General features: G+C 65.7%; 17 protein-coding genes. 9 read left to right on the top strand and 8 right to left on the bottom strand.

The window, feature by feature from the left end:
* The first annotated feature begins 293 nt into the window (after positions 1 to 293).
* Genes rfbC through rfbA form a run of 4 tightly spaced genes read left to right on the top strand, consistent with a single transcriptional unit; the run spans position 294 to position 3,649 of the window.
* Positions 294 to 863, top strand: a complete 570-nt coding sequence (gene rfbC, locus KO516_RS22285) for a dTDP-4-dehydrorhamnose 3,5-epimerase (RefSeq protein ID WP_216005989.1) — start codon at positions 294 to 296, stop codon at positions 861 to 863.
* Complete coding sequence (gene rfbB / locus KO516_RS22280; RefSeq protein WP_216005988.1) at positions 860 to 1,900, top strand: dTDP-glucose 4,6-dehydratase; 1,041 nt, start codon at positions 860 to 862, stop codon at positions 1,898 to 1,900. The genes rfbC and rfbB overlap by 4 nt, the downstream gene beginning before the upstream one ends.
* Entirely contained in the window at positions 1,897 to 2,739 is an 843-nt protein-coding gene (rfbD, locus tag KO516_RS22275) for a dTDP-4-dehydrorhamnose reductase (RefSeq protein WP_216005987.1), read from the top strand. Before rfbB ends, rfbD begins: the two co-directional genes overlap by 4 nt.
* A gap of 34 nt (positions 2,740 to 2,773) precedes the next feature.
* Positions 2,774 to 3,649, top strand: coding sequence for a glucose-1-phosphate thymidylyltransferase RfbA (gene rfbA, locus KO516_RS22270; protein ID WP_216005986.1), 876 nt, complete (start codon positions 2,774 to 2,776; stop codon positions 3,647 to 3,649).
* Between the two features lie 24 nt (positions 3,650 to 3,673).
* On the opposite strand, the gene KO516_RS22265 is transcribed toward rfbA, so the two are convergent.
* Complete coding sequence (locus tag KO516_RS22265; protein ID WP_216005985.1) at positions 3,674 to 4,447, bottom strand: glycosyltransferase family 2 protein; 774 nt, start codon at positions 4,445 to 4,447, stop codon at positions 3,674 to 3,676.
* Between the two features lie 5 nt (positions 4,448 to 4,452).
* Positions 4,453 to 5,598, bottom strand: coding sequence for a UDP-galactopyranose mutase (gene glf, locus KO516_RS22260; RefSeq protein WP_303439417.1), 1,146 nt, complete (start codon positions 5,596 to 5,598; stop codon positions 4,453 to 4,455).
* A 289-nt stretch (positions 5,599 to 5,887) separates the two neighbouring features.
* On the opposite strand from glf, the gene KO516_RS22255 reads away from it, so the two are divergent.
* A complete protein-coding gene (locus tag KO516_RS22255) occupies positions 5,888 to 7,837 on the top strand; it encodes a M10 family metallopeptidase (RefSeq protein ID WP_216005983.1) in 1,950 nt (649 codons plus the stop codon).
* A 26-nt stretch (positions 7,838 to 7,863) separates the two neighbouring features.
* Here the strand turns inward: KO516_RS22255 and KO516_RS22250 are convergent, their stop codons facing one another.
* From KO516_RS22250 to KO516_RS22240, 3 genes are all read right to left on the bottom strand, one after another.
* Positions 7,864 to 9,159, bottom strand: coding sequence for a calcium-binding protein (locus KO516_RS22250; protein WP_216005982.1), 1,296 nt, complete (start codon positions 9,157 to 9,159; stop codon positions 7,864 to 7,866).
* Positions 9,160 to 9,328: 169 nt separating this feature from the next.
* Positions 9,329 to 9,982 carry an ABC transporter ATP-binding protein gene (locus KO516_RS22245; protein WP_216005981.1) on the bottom strand — a complete coding sequence of 218 codons (654 nt, stop codon included), beginning with the start codon at positions 9,980 to 9,982 and terminating at the stop codon, positions 9,329 to 9,331.
* A gap of 7 nt (positions 9,983 to 9,989) precedes the next feature.
* Complete coding sequence (locus KO516_RS22240; RefSeq protein ID WP_216005980.1) at positions 9,990 to 11,390, bottom strand: sugar transporter; 1,401 nt, start codon at positions 11,388 to 11,390, stop codon at positions 9,990 to 9,992.
* Positions 11,391 to 11,476: 86 nt separating this feature from the next.
* Here KO516_RS22240 and KO516_RS22235 point away from each other — a divergent pair, with 86 nt between their 5' ends.
* Positions 11,477 to 12,295 (top strand): ABC transporter permease, encoded by an 819-nt coding sequence (locus KO516_RS22235; RefSeq protein ID WP_216005979.1) that lies wholly within the window; start codon positions 11,477 to 11,479, stop codon positions 12,293 to 12,295.
* Positions 12,296 to 12,332: 37 nt separating this feature from the next.
* Here the strand turns inward: KO516_RS22235 and KO516_RS22230 are convergent, their stop codons facing one another.
* From KO516_RS22230 to KO516_RS22220, 3 genes are all read right to left on the bottom strand, one after another.
* Positions 12,333 to 13,298 (bottom strand): glycosyltransferase, encoded by a 966-nt coding sequence (locus KO516_RS22230; protein WP_371742131.1) that lies wholly within the window; start codon positions 13,296 to 13,298, stop codon positions 12,333 to 12,335.
* Positions 13,299 to 13,471: 173 nt separating this feature from the next.
* Positions 13,472 to 14,479, bottom strand: coding sequence for a ParB N-terminal domain-containing protein (locus KO516_RS22225; protein WP_216005978.1), 1,008 nt, complete (start codon positions 14,477 to 14,479; stop codon positions 13,472 to 13,474).
* Positions 14,480 to 14,490: 11 nt separating this feature from the next.
* Positions 14,491 to 15,912 (bottom strand): AAA family ATPase, encoded by a 1,422-nt coding sequence (locus KO516_RS22220; protein WP_216005977.1) that lies wholly within the window; start codon positions 15,910 to 15,912, stop codon positions 14,491 to 14,493.
* Between the two features lie 461 nt (positions 15,913 to 16,373).
* On the opposite strand from KO516_RS22220, the gene KO516_RS22215 reads away from it, so the two are divergent.
* The 3 genes from KO516_RS22215 (at position 16,374) to KO516_RS22205 (ending at position 23,396) form a co-directional block, all read left to right on the top strand.
* Positions 16,374 to 17,393 (top strand): replication initiator protein A, encoded by a 1,020-nt coding sequence (locus KO516_RS22215; RefSeq protein WP_216005976.1) that lies wholly within the window; start codon positions 16,374 to 16,376, stop codon positions 17,391 to 17,393.
* Positions 17,390 to 19,234: a glycosyltransferase gene (locus KO516_RS22210; RefSeq protein ID WP_216005975.1), complete on the top strand. Its 1,845-nt coding sequence runs from the start codon at positions 17,390 to 17,392 to the stop codon at positions 19,232 to 19,234. The genes KO516_RS22215 and KO516_RS22210 overlap by 4 nt, the downstream gene beginning before the upstream one ends.
* 106 nt (positions 19,235 to 19,340) lie before the next feature.
* A complete protein-coding gene (locus KO516_RS22205; protein WP_216005974.1) occupies positions 19,341 to 23,396 on the top strand; it encodes a glycosyltransferase family 2 protein in 4,056 nt (1,351 codons plus the stop codon).
* The last annotated feature ends 14 nt before the right edge of the window (positions 23,397 to 23,410 follow it).

The following is a 23,410-nucleotide window of genomic DNA, read 5'->3' as shown; positions in this document are numbered from 1 at the left end:
ATGCATCCTGACCCTAGGGACCCGAGAGATGAGTAAGAGCGCCGACTGATCTGCCCCCACCGAGTGGTCCGGTTTGGATATGAGTGCATGGTCGGCCTGATGTGCTACCCGACGCGCCCTCGGCCAGATCCCGGCGAACGAGCCTCCCTGAACCTCCATGACAAGGCATAAGTAGCTGATCGAGATGGGGTTCATCTTGCGACCGTGGCAAAAAATGTCGCGTGGACATGACATTGCATTAGCATTAGCTCAGTGTGCGGACTGCTGCAGACATATCTACGAAAGGCCGTTCCATGTTAGACATCCAGCCGACCGCTTTGCCCGGCGTTCTTATTCTGACGCCACGCCGGTTCGGGGATGCGCGCGGCTTTTTCTGCGAAAGCTGGAATGCCGGACGGATGGCCGAAAATGGTCTGCATTTCGATTTCGTGCAGGACAACCATTCGATGTCGGCGCAGATCGGCACGGTGCGGGGGCTGCATTTCCAATCGCCCCCCCATGCCCAAGCCAAGCTGGTGCGTTGCGGGCGCGGGCGTCTGTTCGATGTGGCGGTGGATATCCGCAAAGGCTCTCCGACTTACGGGCAGTGGGTCGGCGAAGAGTTGTCGTTCGAAAACGGCAAGCAACTGTTGATCCCGGCGGGGTTTCTGCATGGGTTTTCCACGCGTGAACCGGATACCGAGATTTGCTACAAATGCACCGATTATTACGCCCCCGATTGCGACGGCGCGGTGCGGTTTGATGATCCGGACATCGGCATCGACTGGGGCCTGACGGGCGAGGCGGTGCTGTCGGACAAGGACGCCGCTGCGCCCTTTCTTGCGAATTTCGACAGCCCCTTTGTGTGGGAGGGCACGGCATGAAACTGCTTGTCACCGGCGGTGCCGGCTTCATCGGCTCGGCCGTGGTGCGCCGCGCCGTGGCGCAGGGCCATTCGGTCGTGAACCTTGATGCGCTGACCTATGCCGCCTGTCTGGACAATGTGGCGAGCGTCGCCGACAGCCCACTTTATGCCTTTGAAAAGGCCGATATCCGCGACCGCGCCGCGTTGGATCGCATCCTTGCGCAGCATCGACCCGACGCGGTGATGCATCTGGCTGCCGAGTCCCATGTGGACCGCAGCATCGACGGGCCGGGCACCTTCATCGACACCAATATCATGGGCACCTTTCACATGCTGGAAGCCGCCCGCGCCTATTGGGTCGCGCAAGGGCGGCCCGAGGGGTTTCGGTTTCACCATATCTCGACCGACGAAGTGTTCGGCTCGCTCGGGGCGACAGGGCAGTTTACCGAAGACACGCCTTATGATCCCCGCTCGCCCTATTCCGCGTCCAAGGCGGGGTCGGATCATCTGGTGCGCGCTTGGGCCGAGACCTACGGCCTGCCGGTGGTTCTGACCAATTGTTCCAACAATTACGGCCCGTTCCATTTCCCCGAAAAGCTGATCCCGGTAATCATCCTGAACGCACTGGCGGGAAAGCCTTTGCCGATTTACGGCGACGGGTCGAACATACGCGACTGGTTGTACGTCGAGGATCACGCCGAGGCGCTGCTGCTGGTGGTCGCCAAGGGCGAGTTGGGCCGCAGCTACAACATCGGCGGCGAGAACGAGCGCAGCAATCTGGATCTGGTGCGCACGCTTTGCGCCATTCTGGACCGCAAACGCCCCAAAGAGGGCTCATACGCGGATCAGATCACCTTTGTGACCGACCGCCCCGGCCATGATGCGCGCTATGCCATCGACCCGGCGCGCATCCGCGACGAGCTTGGCTGGCGCCCGTCGGTCACGGTTGAACAGGGGCTGGAGCTGACCGTCGATTGGTATCTTGAGAACGAATCCTGGTGGCGCGCGTTGCAGGAACGCCACGGCGTGGGCGAACGGCTGGGGGTCACCGCATGATCCTGGTCTTTGGCAAGACCGGGCAGGTCGCGCAGGAACTGGCACGCCGCGCCCCCGACGCGCGGTTTCTGGGCCGGGACGCGGCGGATTTCACCGACCCGGCTGCCTGTGCGGCCTGCATCACCGATGATGTCACCGCGGTGATCAACGCCGTCGCCTATACGGCGGTCGACAAGGCCGAAGACGAAGAGGCCCTCGCCACCGTGATCAACGCCGACACCCCCGGAGCCATAGCGAGGGTCTGTGCCGACCGAGGCATCCCCTTGGTGCAGATCTCGACCGATTACGTGTTCGACGGGGCCGGAGACGCGCCCTTCACCCCCGATGCGCCCACCGCGCCGCTGGGCGCCTATGGGCGCAGCAAGCTCGCCGGAGAGACCGCCGTGCGCGCCGCTGGTGGCCCCCATGCCATTCTGCGCACATCCTGGGTCGTGTCGGCCCATGGCAAGAACTTTGTGAAAACCATGCTGGCGCTTGGCAAAAGCCGAGACCGATTGACCGTTGTTGCGGACCAGATCGGCGGACCGACCCCGGCGGGTGACATCGGGGCCGCCTGCCTGACCATCGCCACCGCGCTGCAAGACGCACCGGACAAGAGCGGCACCTATCATTTCTCGGGCGCGCCTGATGTAAGCTGGGCCGATTTCGCCCGCGCGATCATGTCGCAGGCCGGGCTGACCTGCGACATCGCCGACATTCCGGGCAGCGATTACCCTACGCCCGCCGAACGACCGGGCAATTCGCGCATGGATTGCACGCTGACCGAATTCGTCTTTGGCATCCCCCGCCCGGATTGGCGCATGGGCCTTGGCCACATCCTTTCAGACCTGCCGGAGTGACCCGGCGCGCATTCGATCAAAAGGCATTCCTAGCATGACGAAACGCAAAGGCATCATCCTTGCAGGCGGCTCTGGCACGCGACTGTATCCGATCACCATCGGTGTGTCGAAACAGCTGCTGCCGATCTATGACAAGCCGATGATCTACTATCCGCTGTCGGTGCTGATGCTGGCCGGGATCCGCGAGATCTGCATCATCACCACGCCGCAGGATCAGGACCAGTTTGTCCGCACCCTCGGGGACGGGGCGCAATGGGGCGTGACGCTCAGCTATGTGGTGCAGCCCAGCCCCGACGGGCTGGCGCAAGCGTTTATCCTGGCCGAAGATTTCCTCGATGGTGCGCCCTCCGCGCTGGTTCTGGGCGACAACATCTTTTACGGCCACGGTCTGCCCGAACTGATGGCGCAGGCCGATACCCGCTCCGAAGGCGGCACCGTGTTCGGTTACCGAGTGGCAGACCCGGAACGTTACGGCGTGGTGGATTTCGACGCCGACGGCCAAGCTACGGCGATCATTGAAAAACCACAGGAGCCGCCGTCGAACTACGCGGTGACGGGGCTGTATTTTTTGGATGGGTCGGCTACTCACCGGGCGAAACAGGTCGCGCCGTCCCCACGCGGGGAGCTGGAAATCACCACTCTTCTGGAAATGTACCTCCATGAGGGAAAGCTGGACGTGCAGCGCATGGGGCGTGGCTATGCGTGGCTGGACACCGGCACGCACGGGTCCCTGCTGGACGCGGGCAATTTCGTGCGCACGCTTGAAGAACGCCAAGGGCTGCAAACCGGCTGTCCCGAGGAAATCGCCTATGACAAGGGCTGGATCAGCCGGGACGAGTTGGCGGAACGTGCCGAGATGTTCCGCAAGAACGATTACGGCCGCTACCTCGCCGCCCTGCTGAATCGCTAGGGTACGCCTGACGCCCAAAGAGGATCACGGCCGCTTGCGGTAGCGCCCGAAGACATGCCCTGCCAAGTTCCCCGCCGAGGCCCTGCGCGACAGTTTCTGATGCACGCGATAGACCTCCCAGGTGCCGGCGAGCGATTTCAGCCGGCTTGAGGTCAGCGAGCCCTTGGAGCGGAAATACAGCGCCAGCGGCTCGTCGAGTCCGGCGGCGAAATCGCAGCGCGACAGGATGTCGAGCCACAGCGCGTAATCATGGCTGCGAGTAAAATCGGGCATCGGCACCGAGCCCAGAGCCGAGCGGTCGTAGATCGCCGTCAGGCAGCCGATGACGTTGTGGCGCAGCAGCTCGGCCCGGTCCACCCGGGTGGGCACCCGCACCCGGAACTGCCCTGCCCCGGTCATCCGCCAGAAGCCGGTATAGCTCAGCGCCGCGCCCTGCCCTTGCATATACGCCAGTTGCAGCCGCAGCTTCTGTGGCAGCCAGGCATCGTCGGCATCCAGAAAGGCGATGTAGCGCCCGCGCGCCGCGTCCAGCCCGGCGTTGCGCGCCGCCGCCGCCCCGGAGTTGCGCCCCTGCGTCAGCCCGCGAATACGCGGATCGCGCGCGGCGAGCCGCTCGATCACCTCTGCGCTGGCATCTACCGAGCCGTCGTCGATGAGCAGCAATTCCCAATCGGGCATGTCCTGCGCAAGCACCGACGCCGCCGCGCGCTCCAGCACGGCGGCGGCGTTGAACACCGGAACGATGACCGACACCAGCGGATCGCTGCCCTCGGGTCCGAGAAGAAGCTCCCCGGACATGGCGTTTACAGCGGTGAGACCGCGAAGGCCGGCATGGGCCGCCCTTCGGCCGATGCGACCAGAAACGCCTCGGCCACATCCATCGCCTCGCGGATGGTCACATCCATGTCGAGATAGCGATAGGTGCCAAGGCGGCCCACGAAGGTCACGCCGCCGGTGTCCTCGGCCAGCTTGACGTAATCGGCCAGCAGCGCCTTCTCATCCACCATGCGGATCGGGTAATAGGGGATGTCCTCGGGCTGCGCCTCGCGCGAGAATTCGCGGTAGCACACGGTGCCCTCGTGGCTTTCCCACGGCGAGAAATGCTTGTGCTCGGTGATGCGGGTGTAGGGCACGTCGCGATCCCCGTAGTTCATCACCGCACAGCCCTGATAATCGCCGGTGTCGGTGAATTTCTCGAAATCCAGCGTGCGATAGCCAAGGCGGCCCAGCTTGTAATCGAAATAGCCGTCGAGCGGCCCGGCATAGAACACATGGTCATATTCTTTGGCCATGTCCGGCGCATAGTCGGTGCCAAGCGTGACGGTGATGCCGGGATGGTCCAGCATCCGCTGTACCAGCGCGGTGTAGCCGTCTTCGGGCATGCCCTGAAAGCGGTGGAAGAAGTAATTGTCGTCGTAGTTGAACCGCACCGGCAGGCGCTTGAGGATCGACGCGGGCAGATCCGTCGGCGAGCAACCCCATTGCTTTTCGGTGTAGCCCTTGAAGAAGGCGGCATAGAGATCGGGGCCCACAAAGCGCAGAGCCTGATCTTCAAAGGTTTGCGGATCGGTGATCGAGGTGTCGGCCTGCTCTTCGAGGAAAGCGCGCGCCTCGGCCGGGCGCATGGTCTTGCCGTAGAACTGGTTGATCGTGTGCAGGTTGACGGGCAGCGAATAGACCGCCCCCTGACTCGTGGTCTTGACCCGGTTCTTGTAGGGCATGAAATTCGCGAACCGGTTCACGTAGTTCCACACACCCTCGTCATCGGTGTGAAAGATATGCGGGCCGTAGATATGCACCATGACGCCGGTGTCCGCGTCGCGCTCGGTGTGACAATTGCCCGCCACATGATCGCGGCGGTCGATGATGTGGACCTCATGGCCCGCTTCGGCCAAGTGTCGGCCTGCGACTGCGCCGGACATGCCGGCGCCAACGAAAAGCAGTTTCACGACCATCGCCTCCTGAGTACGCGTGCGCGGCCTTTTTCCACAGATCCCCCCGCGTGGCAACCGAGGCAGGATATGCCCGCCTTCGGAAAATTCACGTCATGGTAGCATCTTGCCATTCTAATGCCGATTTTGACGCACTACTGTCCCGCCACGCCGGTGGACAGGCCCATGCGCCATGGACCAGCCCGGTGCGGATCGGCCACGCCCCCCGCCGCGGCTGTCCTTCGGAGCCACCATCGACAGACCCGGGCGCAGCGCCGGGACAGACCAAGGGACAGAAGGCCAGATCATGCCCAGCACAGGAACCTTTCAGGAGCTCGCGGATTACCTTGTGTCGGGGTACTGGACCCCGCATTCCTTCGACACCTCCTCGAGCAACCGGATCACGGTGAACATTGCCGATCTGTCCGCCGACGGGCAGCAGCTGGCCCGCTGGGCGATGCAGGCATGGGAGGCGGTGGCCGACATCGATTTCGTCGAAACTTCGCGCGACGCGCAGATCACGTTTTCAGATCGCTACCAAGGGGCCTATTCGGGCAGCACCTACAGCCGCGGGGCAATCAGCAGCGCCTATATGAATGTCGCGGGCAGCTGGGTCGACCGCTACGGCACCACGCTCGACAGCTACGCCTTTTCCACCTACATGCACGAGCTTGGCCATGCGCTGGGGCTGGGGCATCTGGGCGAGTACGATGGCAACGCGGTCTATCCGGATGATGCGACCTTTGCCAACGACAGCTGGCAGATCTCGATCATGTCCTACTTCGATCAGACCGACAACACCGCCACCGATGCCAGCTATGCCGAACTGCTGAGCCCGATGATGGTCGACATTCTGGCGATCCAGCAGATCTACGGCACGCCCGGCGCCGACAGCGTCAGCGCCGGCGATACCGTCTGGGGGCGCGGATCGAGCCTTGGCACCTACTTGGATGACTATTTCGCGCTGATCGTGACCAACAGCACCGATGCGGATCTGTATCTTGGCAGCCCGATGGCCTTCACCCTCTATGACATGGGCGGGCATGACCTGATCGACCTTGGCTTCGGGGTGAACCCGATGCGCATCGATTTGCGCGCCGGGCGGTTTTCCGACGTGGCGGGCGGCACCGGCAACATCGGCGTAGCGCTCGGCACGGTGATCGAGGATCTTTATACCGGCGCGGGGGATGACACGCTGACCGGCAATGCCGCAGGCAACCTGATCCTTGCCGGTGCGGGCAATGACGTTTTGTCGGGACTGAACGGGGCCGACAGGCTGGGCGGCGGCGCGGGCAACGACACGCTGAATGGCGGCTCTGGGGCCGACACGCTGTGGGGCGCGGATGGCAACGACCGGGTCTTTGGCGGCAACGGGCGCGATGTCGTCTGGCTTGCAGATGGCGCCGATCTTTACACCGACACCTCGCAAACCGGCTTCTGGGGCGGCGACGCGGCCCATGGCGGCGCGGGCAATGACACGCTCAGCGGCGGCAGCGGCGCCGACACGCTGTGGGGCGATGGCGGCAACGACCTGCTGCAGGGCGGCAACGAAGACGACGCGCTGCATGGCGGCGCGGGCAATGACACGGTCTGGGGAGGCAATGGGCGCGACCGTGCCTGGCTCCACGCCGGCGACGATCTGTTCAACGACAACGCCCAGACCGGCGACTTCGCCTCGGACACGGTATATGGCGGCAGCGGCGCGGATACCCTCAACGGCGGCGGTGGGGCTGACCGCTTTTATGGCGGCGACGGGGCCGATGTGATCGCGGGCGGGATCGGGGACGACCTGCTGAACGGCGGGCGGCAGAACGACCTGCTCTATGGCGGCGACGGCAATGACACCGTGGTCGGCAGCAACGGCGCCGATCAGGCCTGGCTGGGAAACGGCAATGATTATTACGAAGATGACGATCAGGTGGCCTATGGCGACGACCGCATCTGGGGCGGCAATGGCAATGACACCATCCTGATGGGCGGCGGCGATGACACCGCCACCGGCGGCGCCGGGGCCGACAGTTTTGTCATCGCCTCGGTCGAGGGCGATGATCTGGTGACCGATTACCAGCCGGGCATCGACGATCTGACCTTTACCGAACAGATCTGGAACGGCGGGCTGACGGTGGCCGAAATGCTCGACAGCTTTGCCGAGGTGACGGGCGGCGCGCTCGTGTTCAGCTTCGAGCCGGGCTATTCGGTGACGCTTGCGGGCATCACCGACATCGGTTCCATCGCCGATGACATCACGCTGGTCTGATCGAGGCGCCCGGCCCCCCTGCCCTGTCAGTACAGGATGATATCGGGCGCCAGATCCTCCGGGTTGGCGATGCCATCAAGGCGGATCTGGTCGGCGCCGAAATCCAGCACCACGCCATCGCTGACCACAGTGGCGAAACGGTCGATGATCTCGGCGGCGCTCAACGAGCCGGACCAGAGCCCATCGTCGAGGTGCAGCTTGTCGATGCCCAGTTCGAAATCGTCGATCCGGTCAGATCCGCCGCCCGGCGCAAAGACAAAGGCATCGCTGTCACCGTCGCCGATCAGCAGATCATCGCCCGCCCCGCCGTTCAGCGTGTCGTTGCCCGCCCCGCCCAGCAGGCGGTCGTCGCCGCCCTCGCCCAGCAGCAGATCATTGCCGTTCTGCCCCACCAGCCGGTCGCTGCCCACGCCGCCATAGAGGCTGTCGGCGCCGTCGCCGCCGCGCAGGGTATCGTTGCCATAGGCCCCGACCAGCCGGTCGTCGCCAGCCTCGCCGCGCACGTAATCATCGCCGCCGCCGGTGTTGATCGTGTCATTGCCCGCCCCGCCCCAGACGCTGTCGGCGCCATATGCCCCGCCCTGCCCGGTGTCGGTGTAAAGATCATCACCATCGCCCAGCGTGGCGCTGTCGGTGCCGCGCCCGCCGCGCAACGTGTCATTGCCGATGCCGCCGTCCAGCGTATCGGCCCCGTCGCCACCCAGAAGCACGTCGTTGTCCGCCCCGCCAGTCAGCCGGTCGTTGCCCCCACCGCCTTCAAGCCGGTCGCGGCCCGCTTCGCCATGCAGCACATCATTGCCACCGCCGGTGCGGATGGTGTCATTGCCCGCCCCGCCCCAGACCGTATCGCGCCCCCAGTTGCCGCCTTGGGTGCTGTCGCCGTACAGGTCATTGCCCGCCCCCAGCCAGGTCAGGTCGGTGCCGTTGCCGCCCCAGACCGTGTCGTTGCCATCCTCGCCATACAGCCGGTCGGCCCCAAGGCTGCCGCGCAGCAGATCATTGCCCGCCCCGCCCCAAAGCGTGTCATCGCCCCAGCCGCCCCAGAAGTCATCGTCACCATCCTCGCCGTAGAGCAGGTCGTTGCCGTTACCGCCATTCAGCGTGTCATCGCCCGCCCCGCCCCAGGCGCTGTCATTGCCCGCGCCCGAACTGTCGGAGTAGACATCATCGCCCGAGCCCAGCGACACCCGGTCGTTGCCCGCGCCCGCCCGTACCGTGTCGTTGCCCGCGCCGCTGTCCAGCGTGTCGTTGCCGGGCGTCCCTTCGATCAGCTCATCCAAACTCTCGGCCGAAGCCGTGCCACTGCTGCCCGTGGTCCTCATCTCTCATATCCCGTCCGTGCCCGGGGTGTCCCCGTGGCTGCCCGCGCCCCCGCGCTTGCTGCGAAACATCTTGCGCAGCAGCGGCCCCCCTAGTCATCGCGACAGACAAGGGCGGCTAGCGGGCGGCAATTCGGGCCGCGTCATGGAAAAAAGCGAAAACTCGAACCAATCACGCGAGAAGCCGTTCGTGCATGTCGATGGCTTCGTCAAGATCGTCAAAATAGGTCACCCGGCCGCGGTCCAGCACCAGGCCGGCGTTGCAGAACGCCTTGACCTGCGCCATCTCGTGGCTGACCATGATGGCGCTGGAGGTCTTCATGCGCTCAAGAAACACCGCTTTGCTCTTGCGCCGGAACTGCTGGTCGCCAACGGCGGTGACCTCGTCCACAAGGTAGGTGTCGAAATGGATGCCCATCGAGGTGCCGAACACCAGCCGCCCGCGCATCCCCGCCGAATAGCTGCGCACCGGCATGTGGTAATGCGCCCCCAGCTCGGCAAAGTTCTCGACAAAGGCCAGCAGGGAATCCGTATCCACCCCATAGATGCGCGCCACGAAGCGCACGTTCTGCGCGCCGGTCAGTTCGCGGTGGAACGAGGCACCAAAGCCCACCGGCCATGAGATCGTGCCGTCGCTGAGAATGCGCCCGCTGTCGGGCTGCAAGGTGCCCGCGATCAGTTGCAGCAACGTCGACTTGCCCGCCCCGTTGCGCCCGAGCAGCGCCAGCGACTTGCCCGAGGGCAGCTCGGCGGTCAGGTTGTCGATGACCACCTGCCGCTGCCCGTTGACCCGAAAGCTCTTTGTCAGATTCTCGAACCGGATCATGCGCGCCTCAGCGCCGGTCGCGGATGCTGTAATAGATCAGCGCCAGCGTCCCCCATGCCAGAAAGGCGAACAGCCCCACCAGCAGCGAAATCATGCCGCGCTGTGGGTATTCCGAACTTTGCGCCAGCGTCGGGCGCACATAGGCGGCCAGATACAGGCTCTGGCGCGAGGCATTGGCCCGGGCCACATCCAGCGCGGTCAGCGCGGCGCGATAGGTTTCCTCGGCAAAGGACTGGTCGACCGTCAGGCTTTCGAATTCGCCGATCAGACTGGGATAGCTTTCCGACAACCCGCCGGTTTCGGCGCTGCCGTCCGCCGAGGCGAAATTCTGCCGCTCTTCGGCGATGCGGGCGCGGATCACCTCGATGCGGCGGCGTTCCTGCACCAGACGCGGATCGCCGTCGCGGGCGTCGCCGCGCACCAGATCATATTGCACCAGCGCCTCGGCCAGCTGCTGCTGAAGGTTGCTCAGCACCCCCATGCGGCCCTGAAGATCGGTCGCGGGATCAACGATCTGGGTGCGGGTGCGGAACTGGGTCAGCGCCTCGCGCGCGGTCTTGAGCCGGGCCAGCGAATCCTCGAGATCCGAGCGGGCATAGCGCATCGCATCCTCGCGCGCCGCCTCGTTGAGCTGGTTGATCATCTCCTGGCTCTCGCGCACGATCAGCTGCGAAATCTTCTGCGCCATCGGCGCATCGAAGGCCAGCACCTCGAGGTCGATCAGACCGGTGCCCTGATCGTAGCTGATGCGCACCACGCGCGGCCAGAACCACAGCAGGTCTTCGATGGTGGCATCCGGCCACAACGAGAACACCGGGTCCGTGGACCAGTGCTGCGCGTAATAGCTGCGCAGGTCGAGCTCGGCGTCGATGCGTTCGACGATTTCCTGACTCTGGATGAATTCATACAGGATGTCTGCCTCTGACGAGGTCGACGAGCCGGTGATGCTGGCCAGACCGCCGAGCAGATCAGTGGCGCTGCTGCTGTCCTCCTGCCGGACGGTAAAGCCGGTGGTCGAGGAATACTGGTCGGCCGCCACCTCGGTGAGGTAGACCACCGTCACCGCAAACGGCAGCAGCACCATCAGCACGAAGCTGAGGATCAGCCCCCAGTGGCGGCGCTTCATGCGGGCCGGGGCGGCGATGGGCGCAACTTCGACCACGGCCGCAGGCTTGCCCTGGGCCGGGCCACGGCCACCCTTGGGGCCGCTCTGGCCGCCATTGCCAGCCTGCCTGTTCAGGCCGGCCTGCCCCCCCTGATTGCCTTGGCCAGCACGAGGCCCGGGTCCGGGTTTTGCGCCTGTGCCACCGGGCCGTGCCGGGCCGGTCTGTTGCTGGGGTGCGCGACCGGTATCGGCGGCAGATGCCTGCCCGCCGGTGCGCTCGTTGGGGTCTTTCTGGTCAGGCAAGCCGCCGTCCTTTGAACAAGCCGTTTGATCTCGTGCCGCGTTTCGACATAACTGGCGCCCGAGCCGAGATGAAAGGAAATCGAGCCATGTCGGCGGAGCACCTTGTTCCAGAAGCCCTGAGACCTGTCAACGCCAAGCGGCGGCGCTTTGCCACCCTGCGCACCATCATTGCGCTGATGCTGCGCGAAATGTCGACCCGCTACGGCGCCTCTCCGGGGGGATATGTCTGGGCTGTCCTTGAGCCTCTCGGGGCGATCTTCGTGCTGACGCTGGTGTTCTCTATGGTCGTAAAGACCCCGCCGCTGGGAAACAGCTTTCCGCTGTTTTACGCCACCGGCTTCCTGCCATTTGGCGCCTACCAGTCGCTGTCGATGACCTCGAGCAGCATCATCAACTTTTCCCGGCCGCTGCTGCTCTACCCGACGGTGACCTGGGTCGATGCGCTGTTTGCGCGGGTGATTCTGAACAGCCTGACACAGGTGATGGTGGGTTTTTTGATCCTGACCGGAATCATCCTGCTAAGCGAGACCCGCAGCACGCTGGAATTTGGCCCGGTACTTGCGGCGGTGCTTGAGACAATACTCATCGGTATTGGCGTCGGGCTGATCAACTGCGTGATCTCCGGACTCTACCCAGTCTGGTCCCAGATCTGGTCAATCGCAACCCGGCCGCTTTTTCTCATGTCGGGTGTCATCTTTACCTATGAGACGCTGCCGACGATGGCGCAGGACATCCTGTGGTGGAACCCCTTGATGCACATAAGCGGGATCTTCCGCAGCGGCTTTTATCCGAGCTACGATCCACAATACATCAGCCACACTTATGTGGTGGGGCTGGGGCTCGGACTGACGGCACTGGGGGTGCTGCTGCTGGGCCGCTTCCACCGCGACATCCTGAATGCCTGACAGCCCGGTTTCGGGACAGGACATGAAAAAGGGGCGCTCAGCGCCCCTTTTTCAATTCGACCGCCCGCTCTGTCGCCCTGTCGGTTTCGGCCAAAAGTGCGGCGTGATCGGTGCCGGTGCGCCGCACCAGCGCATGGCGCACCGCCCGCGCCACCAGCCGCGCAAACAGTCGGCGCTGGCCGGGATAGAGCCGGACCTTGAGCGCCCATTTCGCCAGCAGCGGCGGCAGCAGAAACCAGAACCGCGCCCCCGCCGCCTGACGATAAAACAGCATCAGGTTGCGATGGTAGTAATAGATCTTCCAGGCCGGTTGCAGGCGGCCTTCGAGCCCGGCGAAAGTGCCGCAATCATGCTCGAAGCGGATATGGGGCAGGAACCCCATGCGCAGCCCCGCCTGCGTGATGCGCAGCGTGTACATGCCGTCATCGCCATAAACGAACAGGCTGCCATCCGGGTAGCCCACCGTCTGAATGGCCCGGCGCGAGATGAACAGCCCGACAAACGAGGCGATCTCGACGGCGCGCGTCGGGCCGTCATAGGCCTGCGGGCCCAGATGCAGCGGCCCGCCCCCAGCAAAGGGGTTCATGCCGGGGCGGTTGAACGGGCAGATGCGCCCATCTGGGTAGGTGACCGCCGAGACCACCGCCTCCCAATCCTCGGAGGCGCTTTGGTGAAAGCTCGCAAGCGCGCCGGGGGCAGGGCGGCCATCATCGTCCATGACAACGATCCAGTCCGGGTCGTGATCGCGCACCACCCGCCGCATCCCCGCTTCGAACCCGCCCGCACCGCCGGTGTTGGTGGTCAGCCGCAGCACCTCGAGCCGGGGATCGCCCTGCGTGGCAAGCCAGTCTGCGGTGTCATCGGTGCAGGCATTGTCGACCACCAGCAAGTGGTGCAGCTGGTGCGGGCCGACCGCCAGCAGCGCGGCAAGCGTGTCCTTCAGCTTGTCGAGCCGATTGAAGGTCACCACCACGGCGGCGAGGGTTCTGGAAGATGCGGTCACGTCGGCCTCGGACTTGGGTGGCACCCGCTCTAGCGCAGGGCAGGGGGGCTGGCCAGAGCGGGGATGTTTCGCGCGCGAAACACCGGGGGCAGCAGCGCGGTCTGGAAAATGTTTCGCGCGCGAAACACTGCCCGGTCGCGTTCCGAAAGATCACGCGTTTCGCGCGCGAAACATCAGCGCCCCGCCGCAAGCCATTCCAGCAGCCGGGCGTGCAGCGCATCGTCCACCGCAGCCCCGCTGAGGGTGATCGCCCCCGACGCACCGCGCGAGACCTTGATGCCGGGGCAGGGGGTGTCGACCTGCGGTGCCGGGGCGGGTTCCTTGGCCGGGGCTGGCGTGGGCCGGGGCTCGATCGCCGCGCGCAGGCGGTCCTGTTCCTCTTCGGGGCTCCGGCTGCCCGCCAGCAGCGCGCCAAGCTCCTGCGCCAGTGCCGGACGCTCGTCGAGCGCCTTTGCCAGCGCCAGCCCCAGCCGTTCTCCCAGAGCGCGTGGAAAGGCCAGATCGCCATCCAGCGCCCGCACGATGGTGATGAAGCTGCCGATCTTCGAGCGCTTGGCGCGGCTGGCAGCGCCGAACAGCCCTTGCAGCCCATCGCGATCGGAGGCGAACACCCCTTGCTCAACCGCCTTCACCACGATGCGCGCCCGCTCGTAATGGCTGAGCGCGGCGCGGATCTCGTTCTCCTCGACCATGGCAAGATAGGCATCCGTGGTCAGGTCCGGGCGGCGCAGAAGCGCCAGCACCGTGCCAAACCGCGCCTCGCCTGTCTCGGACGCCAGCTGGCGCAGCGCGTGGCAGCGCCGCCAGCCGCTGATCAGCCCATAGCGCCCGCTTTCCAGCCGGGTGACCTCGATCGGCATTTGCTGGCCACGGGCGCGCAGGCTCTCGCGCAGCGCCGCCATGTCCTCGTCCTCGATCGGCAGGCGGTCGCGCACGAGATGGTCGAGATCCACCGCCTCGAGCGGCAGTTCCAGCACCATGCGCCCACCCTCGCGGGCATCGCTCATGGTGCGGCTCAGCTCGTCCAGCGCCGCCACGGCAGAACTGTCGGCCGCGACATCCGCGATCGGCGCGGCGCGCCGACGCGGGGCAAGACCGGGCAAGGCTTCGGCGGGGCCGGGCACCGGGGTTTCGGGGGCAGACAGGAAGGAGGGCGGCGACAGCCGCTTGCGTTTGCTCATGGCAGGGCTCCTCAGGCGGCAGAGGTTTCGGCGGCCAGCTCGTCGCGGCGCCAGCTGCCCAGCAGCAGCGCCTTGAAGGCGGCATAGGTGGCATCGAAGGCCTCGCGCCCGCGCACATAGGTCTCGCGGTTGAAATCGCGGTAATCGGCCTCGTAGATGCCCTGCACCTGCTCGCCCGCCTGCCCGATCAGGGCGGTGAAATGCTGGCGGTGCGGCGACAGGGTCTGGCCCAGATAGGCCTGCATCAGCGCCGCCAGTTCCGCCTGCTGGCTGTCGTCATAGCGGGTGACCACGGCGCGCACCGCATCCCACTGGAACGAGATCCCATCGCGCCCCAGCGCCCGAGCGGCCATGTTCTCGGCGCTCTCGATCGAGCCGAAGGTGGAATGCAGCATGTCGAAAAACCGCCCCGTGCTGTCGAATTCCAGAAACGACGCCCCCAGAGGCACCAGCAGAATGTCGGCGGCGGCCAGCCCGTTGATCGTCAGGTACCCCAGCGCGGGGGGGGTATCGACGAAGATCACGTCGTATTCATCCAGCAGCCCGTCGGCGGCGAAGACATCGGTCAGCGCATCCCACAGCTTCCAGCCGCGCCCCTGCATGCGCCACACCGGCACCTGAAATTCCGCCCAGTAGAGGTTCAGCTGGGCGCCGATCAGATCGATATTGGGCCAGTGGGTCTTTTGCACCAGATCGGCGGCCTTGACCTCAAGCGCATCGGTCAACGTATCGTCCAGCGGCACGGGTGCCTCGCCCCGGTCCATCCGGCGCTGGTTTTCCTCGCGCAGGTATTGCGCGTAATGGCGGGCCATCAGCGGGAACACCGTCTGCCATTCGTCTTCGACCTTGCCGTTGAAGATCGAAGTCATCGAGCCTTGGGAATCCAGATCGACCACCAGCACCTTGTAGCCATCCAGCGCCGCGCTCATCGCCAGATGCGCGGCGGTCGAGGTCTTGCCGACGCCGCCCTTGAAATTGGCCACGGCGACGATCTTGGCGGGCAGGCCCTTGGGGCGGTAGGGCAGGTATTGCTTGTTGCGCGCCCCTTCGGTGCCGAAAAAGGCGCGCAGCTTGAGCACCTCGTCAAGGCTGAACCAGCGGGTGCCGTTGGCGGTTTCACTGCTGCCCTGCGGCAGGTCGGGGTTGGCCTTGAGCACTCGGCGGAAATGCGCGGTGGCGACCGGGATCAGGTATTGGGTGATCTCCCATGTCGAGAACAGCCGCAGCCGCCGCGCGCCGCCCTCTTCAAGGCCGCGGCCGACCAGATCGCGCCGCCCGGTGGCGCAGGCCTCGGCGATGCGTTCGAAATCCGAGGTGCGCGTGGGCGCGCCCAGCTGCTCCATGGAACGGGTCGGATCGATGTTGAAATAGGGGGGGACGGGTTTGCTCGCCTCGCCTCTGGGGCCAGATTTCGGGCTGGATTTCACTGCCATGTCGCCTTGCCTGTGCTGCCTTGGGCGCGGAGTTCGCGCCCGGTTTCAGAAAGCGCTTCAACGCAGGGTTACCCAAGGATGTGCGCATTTTTCATGACGATACCACTATTTTGCGTACATGACAGAATTTTTCGGATGTCAGAGTATTTTCAATGCATATTGCGCTCTGCTTGTCGCCCTGGTTGCCAGAGATCCTGTTATTTTCTGTTATATAGTCTGTTACCGAAACTGACCTACCCGGATTTTTCATAATCTTTCATGAGCTTGATCGATGCTCTCAACCAGCTTGCGATTCTGATCCGACGATAGGGCGACTCTGATCCGCCGAACAGGCGACTCTGACCCCCCGATGGTTGCTGGACGCCACGGCCCCCTGTGGATAAGGTGAGTGTCACTGAAACCCCGATACGAAAAACGGGGGCAGTGCAGGCAAATTCCCCGGCAATCGAGCAGGTCCGGTCATGGCAATATCTTCAGACGGCGGGGCGCTCCCGAGGGACGCGCCCGATCGGCATCCGGTGGCCGACTTCTTCTTGTGCGACATCTTCGATGCCAGCCCCAAGGACGATCTTGGCACCATGGAACACCCGGTGTTTTCGCTGTCGACCAAGCCCGACCGGCGCATTCTCGATTACGAGCACAACGGCGTGTCGATCAAGGTGACGCCCTCGGTGCTGGGGCGGGCGACGATCCACGACAAGGACATCCTGATCTATTGCGTCTCGCAGCTGATGGCGGCGATCAATGCCGGGCGCGAGGTGACGCGCACGGTGCGCCTGCGCGCGCATGATTTTCTGGTGGCGACCAACCGCGACACCGGGGGCGACAGCTACGCCCGGCTGCGCGACGCCTTCGAGCGTCTGGCCGGCACGCGCATCACCACCAACCTTGCCTCAGGCGGCATCGAGACCACCGAGGGGTTCGGCCTGATCGAAAGTTGGCGCATCGTGCGCCGGTCGGGCTCGGGGCGGATGATCAGCGTGGTGGTGACGCTGTCGGAGTGGCTGTTCCGCTCGGTGCTGGCCAAATCGGTGCTGACCCTGTCGCGCGATTATTTCCACCTGCGCAAACCGCTGGAACGGCGGGTCTATGAAATCGCCCGCAAGCATTGCGGCCGCCAGCCCGAGTGGCAGGTCAGCATGGCGGTGCTGCACAAGAAGTCGGGCAGCACCGCGCCGCTGCGGGTGTTCCGCGCTGCCGTGCGCCGGATGATCGCGGGCGCGACCCTGCCCGATTACACCCTGTCCGAACTGGGCGGCGATCTGGTGCTGTTCAGCCGCGCCGCCGCGGTGATCGAGCCGGGCACTGGCCCGCTGCTGAGCCCCGATGCGCTCGACGCCGCCCGCGCCCGCCTGCCGGGGGCCGATGTCTATGCGCTGGTGGCGCAATGGCAGGCGTGGTGGCAATCGACCGGACAGCCGCGGCTGTCCTCGCCGGATCGCGCCTTCCTGGCCTGGCTCGACACAAGGGCGCGCGAATGATCTCCGTCATCCTGCCCATCTATAATGTCGCGGACTATGTCGGTGCGTGTGTCCGCTCGATCCTCGATCAGAGCTTCGCCGATTTCGAGCTGATCGCCGTCGATGATGGCAGTACCGACGGCAGTGGCGATCTGGCCGCGGCTGCGGCGGCGGGAGATCCGCGCTTTCGCCTGATCTCGCGCGCCAATGGCGGGCTGTCGGCGGCGCGCAACACCGGGCTGGATGCGGCGCGCGGCGAGCTGATCGCCTTTGTCGACAGCGATGACACGCTGGCGCCCGAGTATCTCGAACGGCTGGAACAGGCGCTGCGCGACACCGGCGCCGACTGGGTCGCCTGCGGCATTCTCTTTCATGGCCCCGATCACGAGATGCGCCATTCCGCCCGCCACGACGCGCCGCGCCTGCTGGAGCAGCAGCCGGACCTACCGCTGCCGCAGACCTACCGGCTGGACGACTGGCGCGATGTGGTCTGCCATTTCCCCTCGGCCTGGAACAAGCTCTACCGGCGGTCGCTGATCGAGGGCCTCCGCTTTGACGAGGGGCTGAACTACGAGGACCACGCGTTCTTTCAGCGCTGCGCCGCGCGCACCGACCGCCTCGTGCATCTGCACGCGCCGCTCTATCGCTGCCGTCAGGGCCGCCCCGGCCAGATCACCCGCGACGGGTCGGAGCGGGTGTTCGAACAATTCGCCGTGCTGGACATCCTGCGCACCATCACCTCGGGGCCACAAAAGACGGGCGGCCCCGAGGCCATGGCGCAGCTGACCACCCGCCTGACCTTCGAGCGGGCCGAGGCGATCACCGACCACCCCCGCCGGGCGCGGTTCGTAAACGCCGCCCGCGCCGCGCAGGCCGCCACCGGCCTGCCGCCCGACGACCGGTTGGGCGTGCCCGGCTGGTGGCTGGATCTGCTGGAAGGGCGGGTGCCGGTCAGCGTGGTGATCCCATCCAACGGCGATGCGGACGCCCTGCGCCAGAGCCTCGATGCGCTTGCCGCCCGCAGCCTGATCGAGGCCGAGATCCTCGTGGTCGCCGACAGCCCCGCCGCGGGGCAGGCGCTTGGCGGGCTGGATCTGGCGGCACTTTGTCCGGGGACGCGGCTGATCGTCGGCCCCGGGGGCGCCGACATGCACGCCCGCACGGCGGGGGCGCGCAACGCCGGGCTAAAGGCTGCGACCGGCGGCGCGCTGGTGTTTCTCGATGCCGGGGATGCGTTGCCGCTGCGGGCGCTGGCGATCTGGCAGGCGCGGCTGCGCAAGGCCGGGGCCGACATGGGCTTTGCGCGCTTTGTCATGGCCCCCGATGCGCCCCACAGCGGGCTGCACGACCGCCGCCCGCTCGAGGGGCGGCTGGCCGATCCCGAGGGGTTTGCGCCGCAGCCCGGCGACACGGTCTATATCCATGCCCACCCCTCGGCCAAGATCTGGGACCGGGCCTTTGTGCAAGCGCGCGGCCTGCGCTTCGCCCCCGCGCCGCTGTCGTCCTGGGATTTCCTGCTGCGCGCGGGCGGGCAGGCGGGGCGCATCCTCTACCTGCCGGGGCCGCCACCCAAGCTGGCGTCGCGACCTGCGTCCCGGGCGTTCTGGCTTGAGCCGACGCCGCCCACGGCGCTGGCGCGCGCGGTGGCGGATATGGCGCAGGGCCTGCCCGGGCCCGTGGCGGGGCGGCTGCTGGTGCGGGCGATCTGGGAAAAGCTGAACTTTGCCGATCTGGGCGAGGGCGCCGCCACCTGGGAAGCCGAGGCCGCCGCCGCCTTCGGCGCCGCCCATCCCGAAAGCGCTGTCGATGTCGATCCCTATGTCGGGCAAAGACTGCGCGCGTTGCTGGGGATCCAGCCTTAAAGGGGGGCAACCCGGCCGGGTGTGATTGCGCTCTGCGGGAAAACTCTTCAAACAACCTCGCAAGAGGGGGGCGCCCCCGGCAAGAACAGACGTCAGGACGAAAGAGATGCAGAAATTCCGGGCAGACGGGAACGGAGCCTTTCACTACACGGTGAACTTCGAAACCGATGATTTCGCCAATATCTCGTTTCTCGAAGCACCGGGCGGCGATATTCTGTTTCATCTTTCCCTACGGGAGAACAAGCAGCTTGCGGTGACCAACGCGCGCCGGGGTGGCAAATGGCAAGGTGAGGCCGCGACCGAGGTGTCGCTGGCAAAACACGGTGACCGTGTCATCATCCGCTTCAGCGACGCGGGCGTGCAGGTCGATCTGAACGGCACCGCGATCATCACGGATGGCGAGCGCTATCCCGGCACCGAGCTGATTTCCGTGATGCAGTTCACCGGCGGATTGATCGAGGAAAGCTTCTGGATCGAGGGAGAGGGCAACGCCAGGCGGCAGACGTCGGGAAGTTTGCAATTCATCGCGCCGCTGCAACTCAGGGGCTGGGGGGCCGATCCGGTGCTGCTGGTGCAGCGCCCGGAAATTCGGGTCGAGGGCACCGGCCATCCGCTGCGCTCGGAACGTCAGGCGCGTCCGGAACTGGCAAAGCGTCACAACGTGCGGCGCCCGATGATCGGCGTTGCGGCGGCCTTGCCGGGCCGGGTCTGGCAAGGGGTGGAACCCGGCGCGCCGCTGCGCATCCGGATCTGGAACAACGGGGCGCCTTGCGGCAACGAGCTGGACCTGACCCGCGAGGGCGTGCTGGAACATGTCACGACAATTCTCGGGAACGACAAGGCCCCTCTGGAACAGACCCTGCTGGCCATCGAACACGTGCGCTTTGCCGGGCTTGTCGAAGCGCTGTCCGACGAGGCGCGCGGACAGCTCTTCGAGAAGGCGGCGCGCCATGGGCTGACCGATTGGCTCGGGGGGGCGCAACCGGCGCCCGCGCCTGCCGTGGCGCTTGCCGAAGATCCCGAGAAACTGCCGCTGCGCCGGGCTCAGGCGGAATTCGCCGCAGCCGTGGCGGGCGATGCCGCGCCCGACCTGATGGCCCATCTGTCCAAGGTGCTCGACCGCTACGGGCTGACCCCGCCGCAACGGCGCGAGCTGTACCTGTCGGTGAGCGATGCCTTTTGCGCCGCCGATGCCTTCGGCGCGCTTTATGCCCATGCGGCCTCGGAAGACCTCCATCGGTTTCAGCCAGGAGACGGGCCCTGGTACAACTCGGTGATCCTGCCGTTCCTGTGCCTCGAGGGCCGGCTGGGTGAGCTGCGCCGCCTGCTGGACCGGCTGGCCACGCCGCGGGGCGGCTGGCTGGCCACCCCGGCCATCGCCTTCGTGGTGCGTGAGCTGCTGCGCCGCCCGCACCGTCCCGACCGTGACAGGGCGGCCGAAGAGGTGCTGCAGGGATTCATGCAGCTGGTCCTGGCGCGGGCAGGGCATTACTGGGATCGCACCCCCTGCGCCGCGCTGACCGATGCCGCCGCGCGGCTGGTACGGGCGCGCGCGCGACTGCCCGACGCGATGGGGCCCGAAATCGAGACGTTCGCCCTGCGCGCCTATGGTCTGTCGCCAATGTTCTGGCAGGTTCTGGGCTCGCCCGACAGCCCGCTGCTAGAGGCGGCTGCCGCGGCCTTTTCCCGGCTGCGCGAGGCGGCCATTGCGGGAAAAAATCCTGCGCCCGAGGATCTCGCGTTTTTCGAACGTTTCGACACCCCCGATCTGCCGCGCTGGAAGATCGAGCTTTGCGGCCCCGCAGGTCAGGCCAGCCCCGTGACCGGGAGCGCCTTGGCGGCGCAGCTCAGCGCAGAGGGTGCACGCGGCGAAGCCGCTGCGATCCGGTTGCAGGCCTTTCCCGGCGGCAAGCTGAGTGCAGAGGATACCGCTGCGCTGGTCCCGCTGACGCGCCGCGCCATCCGCGCGCGTTACGGCGACATGGCGAAGGGCGCACAGCTTGATCTGCAGCGGCAGATCAGCCGTGACACCGTGCAACTTCTGACCGATCTTGGCGCGGGCCGGGATGTCGACCCGCAGCTGGGGGCCTTGCTTGACGGCATGACGGCGCTGGCGGCGGGGCGCTCGGGATTCCTTGGCATCGGCATGATGCTGATGTTGCTGAACGGTCTGCAGCGCGGCGGGCATGAGGCGCTTTGCACGCGGGTTCTGGCGCGGCTGAACGCGGTGCGCGGCGAGCTACCCGAAGAGCAGCGCAGCGATCTGTACACCCGCCCGGCGATCCATGCCGCGCTGATGGCGCTGAGCCCGGCGGCGCGCGGCAATCCTAGCGGGTTTGCCGCTGCGGCGCTGGCGCTGTTCCCGAATTACCGACCCGGCGTCGAGATGCCGCCGCCTGCCCAGATCGCGGACTGGAGCTGGGTCAGCCCGCTGTTCGACACGGTCGTGGTGGTGATGTCCTGCAAGCCCAACCTCGACACCCGCATCCCGGCGATGCGCGAGGCCTGGCTGAACACGCTGGGCACCATGGGCATCCCCTATCTGATCGCCGTGGGCGATGGTGATGGCGCGCATCGGGGCGACACCATCCACCTGACCGCCCCGGATGATTACGAAAGCCTGCCGCAAAAGACCCTCGCCGCAGTGCGCTGGGTGCATGATCACACCGAGTTCAGCCACATGCTGAAGATCGACGACGACTGTTTCCTCGACGTCGAGTCCTTCTTTTACAACCAGTCCTACCGCAGGCACCATTACTACGGTCGCAAGCTGCGCCGCGAGCTCGGCCAGACCGACCGCTCCTGGCATTGCACCAAGGCACGCTCAGAGCGTGGCCGCTTTGAGCTCGACCGCTCGCCCGAGCCGTCGGAATACGCCGATGGCGGCAGCGGCTACTGTCTGTCGCGCCACGCGATGAAGACCTTGCTCTATGCTGCCGGAACGCCCGAAGGGCGGCGGCTGATCAATGTCTCCTTCATGGAGGACAAGATCGTCGGTGACCTGCTCGCTCTGCAGGGGCTCACCGTGCAGGACGAGGATTACCTCGTGTCGATCCGCCGCCGCAGCCAATCAGGCGGCGTTCCCGTCGCGAAATGGCTCAACAGTTTTCACCCGGGCCCCTCGAGCGGTGTGGTTCAGGTGCATCTCGATACCCATGAGCAGATGGCAGATGCCAAGGCCCGTCTGGCCGCGCCGGGTCTGTTCCCGAAAAAGCTCTGGCCGAGCTTTGCGCCGGTCAGGCTGGGCTATCAGTCGGGCGCGCTGGAACTGATATCTACCGAGGCGCAGCTGGCCAAGGCCAATGCCGCCCCGGTGGCGGTGGTCGCCTGCCTGCGCAACGAGATGGTCATGCTGCCGCATTTCCTCGCCCATTATCGCAAGCTGGGGGTCGAGGGGTTCTTGCTCGTCGACAATTGCTCGGATGACGGCTCGCTGGAATATCTGCTGGAGCAGCCCGACGTGGCGGTGTTCTCGGCCGACACCGATTACCGCAATTCCCATTACGGCGTGGCCTGGCAGCTGGCGATCCTGTCGCAGCTGCGGGTCGGGCGCTGGTCGGTGGTGGCCGACATCGACGAGATGCTGGTGTTCCCCAAATGGCAGCGCGGCGGCATCGCCAAGGTGCTGAACCGCCCCGAATACGCCGAGGCCGACGCCATCTGGACCGGCATGCTCGACATGTACCCCAAGGGCCCGCTGGAGGCGGCAAGTTTCGCCTCGGGCGATCTGTTCGCCGAGGCGGGATATGTCGACCGCGAGCCCTTCCTGTCGGGCACGCTCAGCCGCGGGCCCTATTCCGATGCGTCCACCGTGACCTCGGCGCTGCGCCACCGCCTGCTGGCGGGCAGCCGCCCCGATCTGTTCGTGGCGCAGAAATACGCGGTTTTGAAATATCGCCCGTGGATGCGGCTGTCGGACGGGCTGCATTACGCCGCCGGCATTCGCCCCGCGCCGCAAAAGATGCTGCTGGCGCATTTCAAATACAGTGCGCATTTCCGGCAAAAGGCATTGGACGAGGTCGCCCGCGGCCAGCATTTCAACAATGCCGAGGAATATCGCCGTTATCTTGCGCTTGTCTCCGAAGGGCGCGAGATAATCTTCGATCCGGCAATCTCGGTGCCGTGGCTCGATAGCCCCGCCGTGCGCGCCATTCTCAAGTAATTTCGCTGCAAGGA

This window comes from Citreicella sp. C3M06 (genome assembly GCF_018860705.1).
GTDB lineage: Bacteria > Pseudomonadota > Alphaproteobacteria > Rhodobacterales > Rhodobacteraceae > Salipiger.
This window is presented reverse-complemented; position numbering and strand designations above follow the sequence as displayed.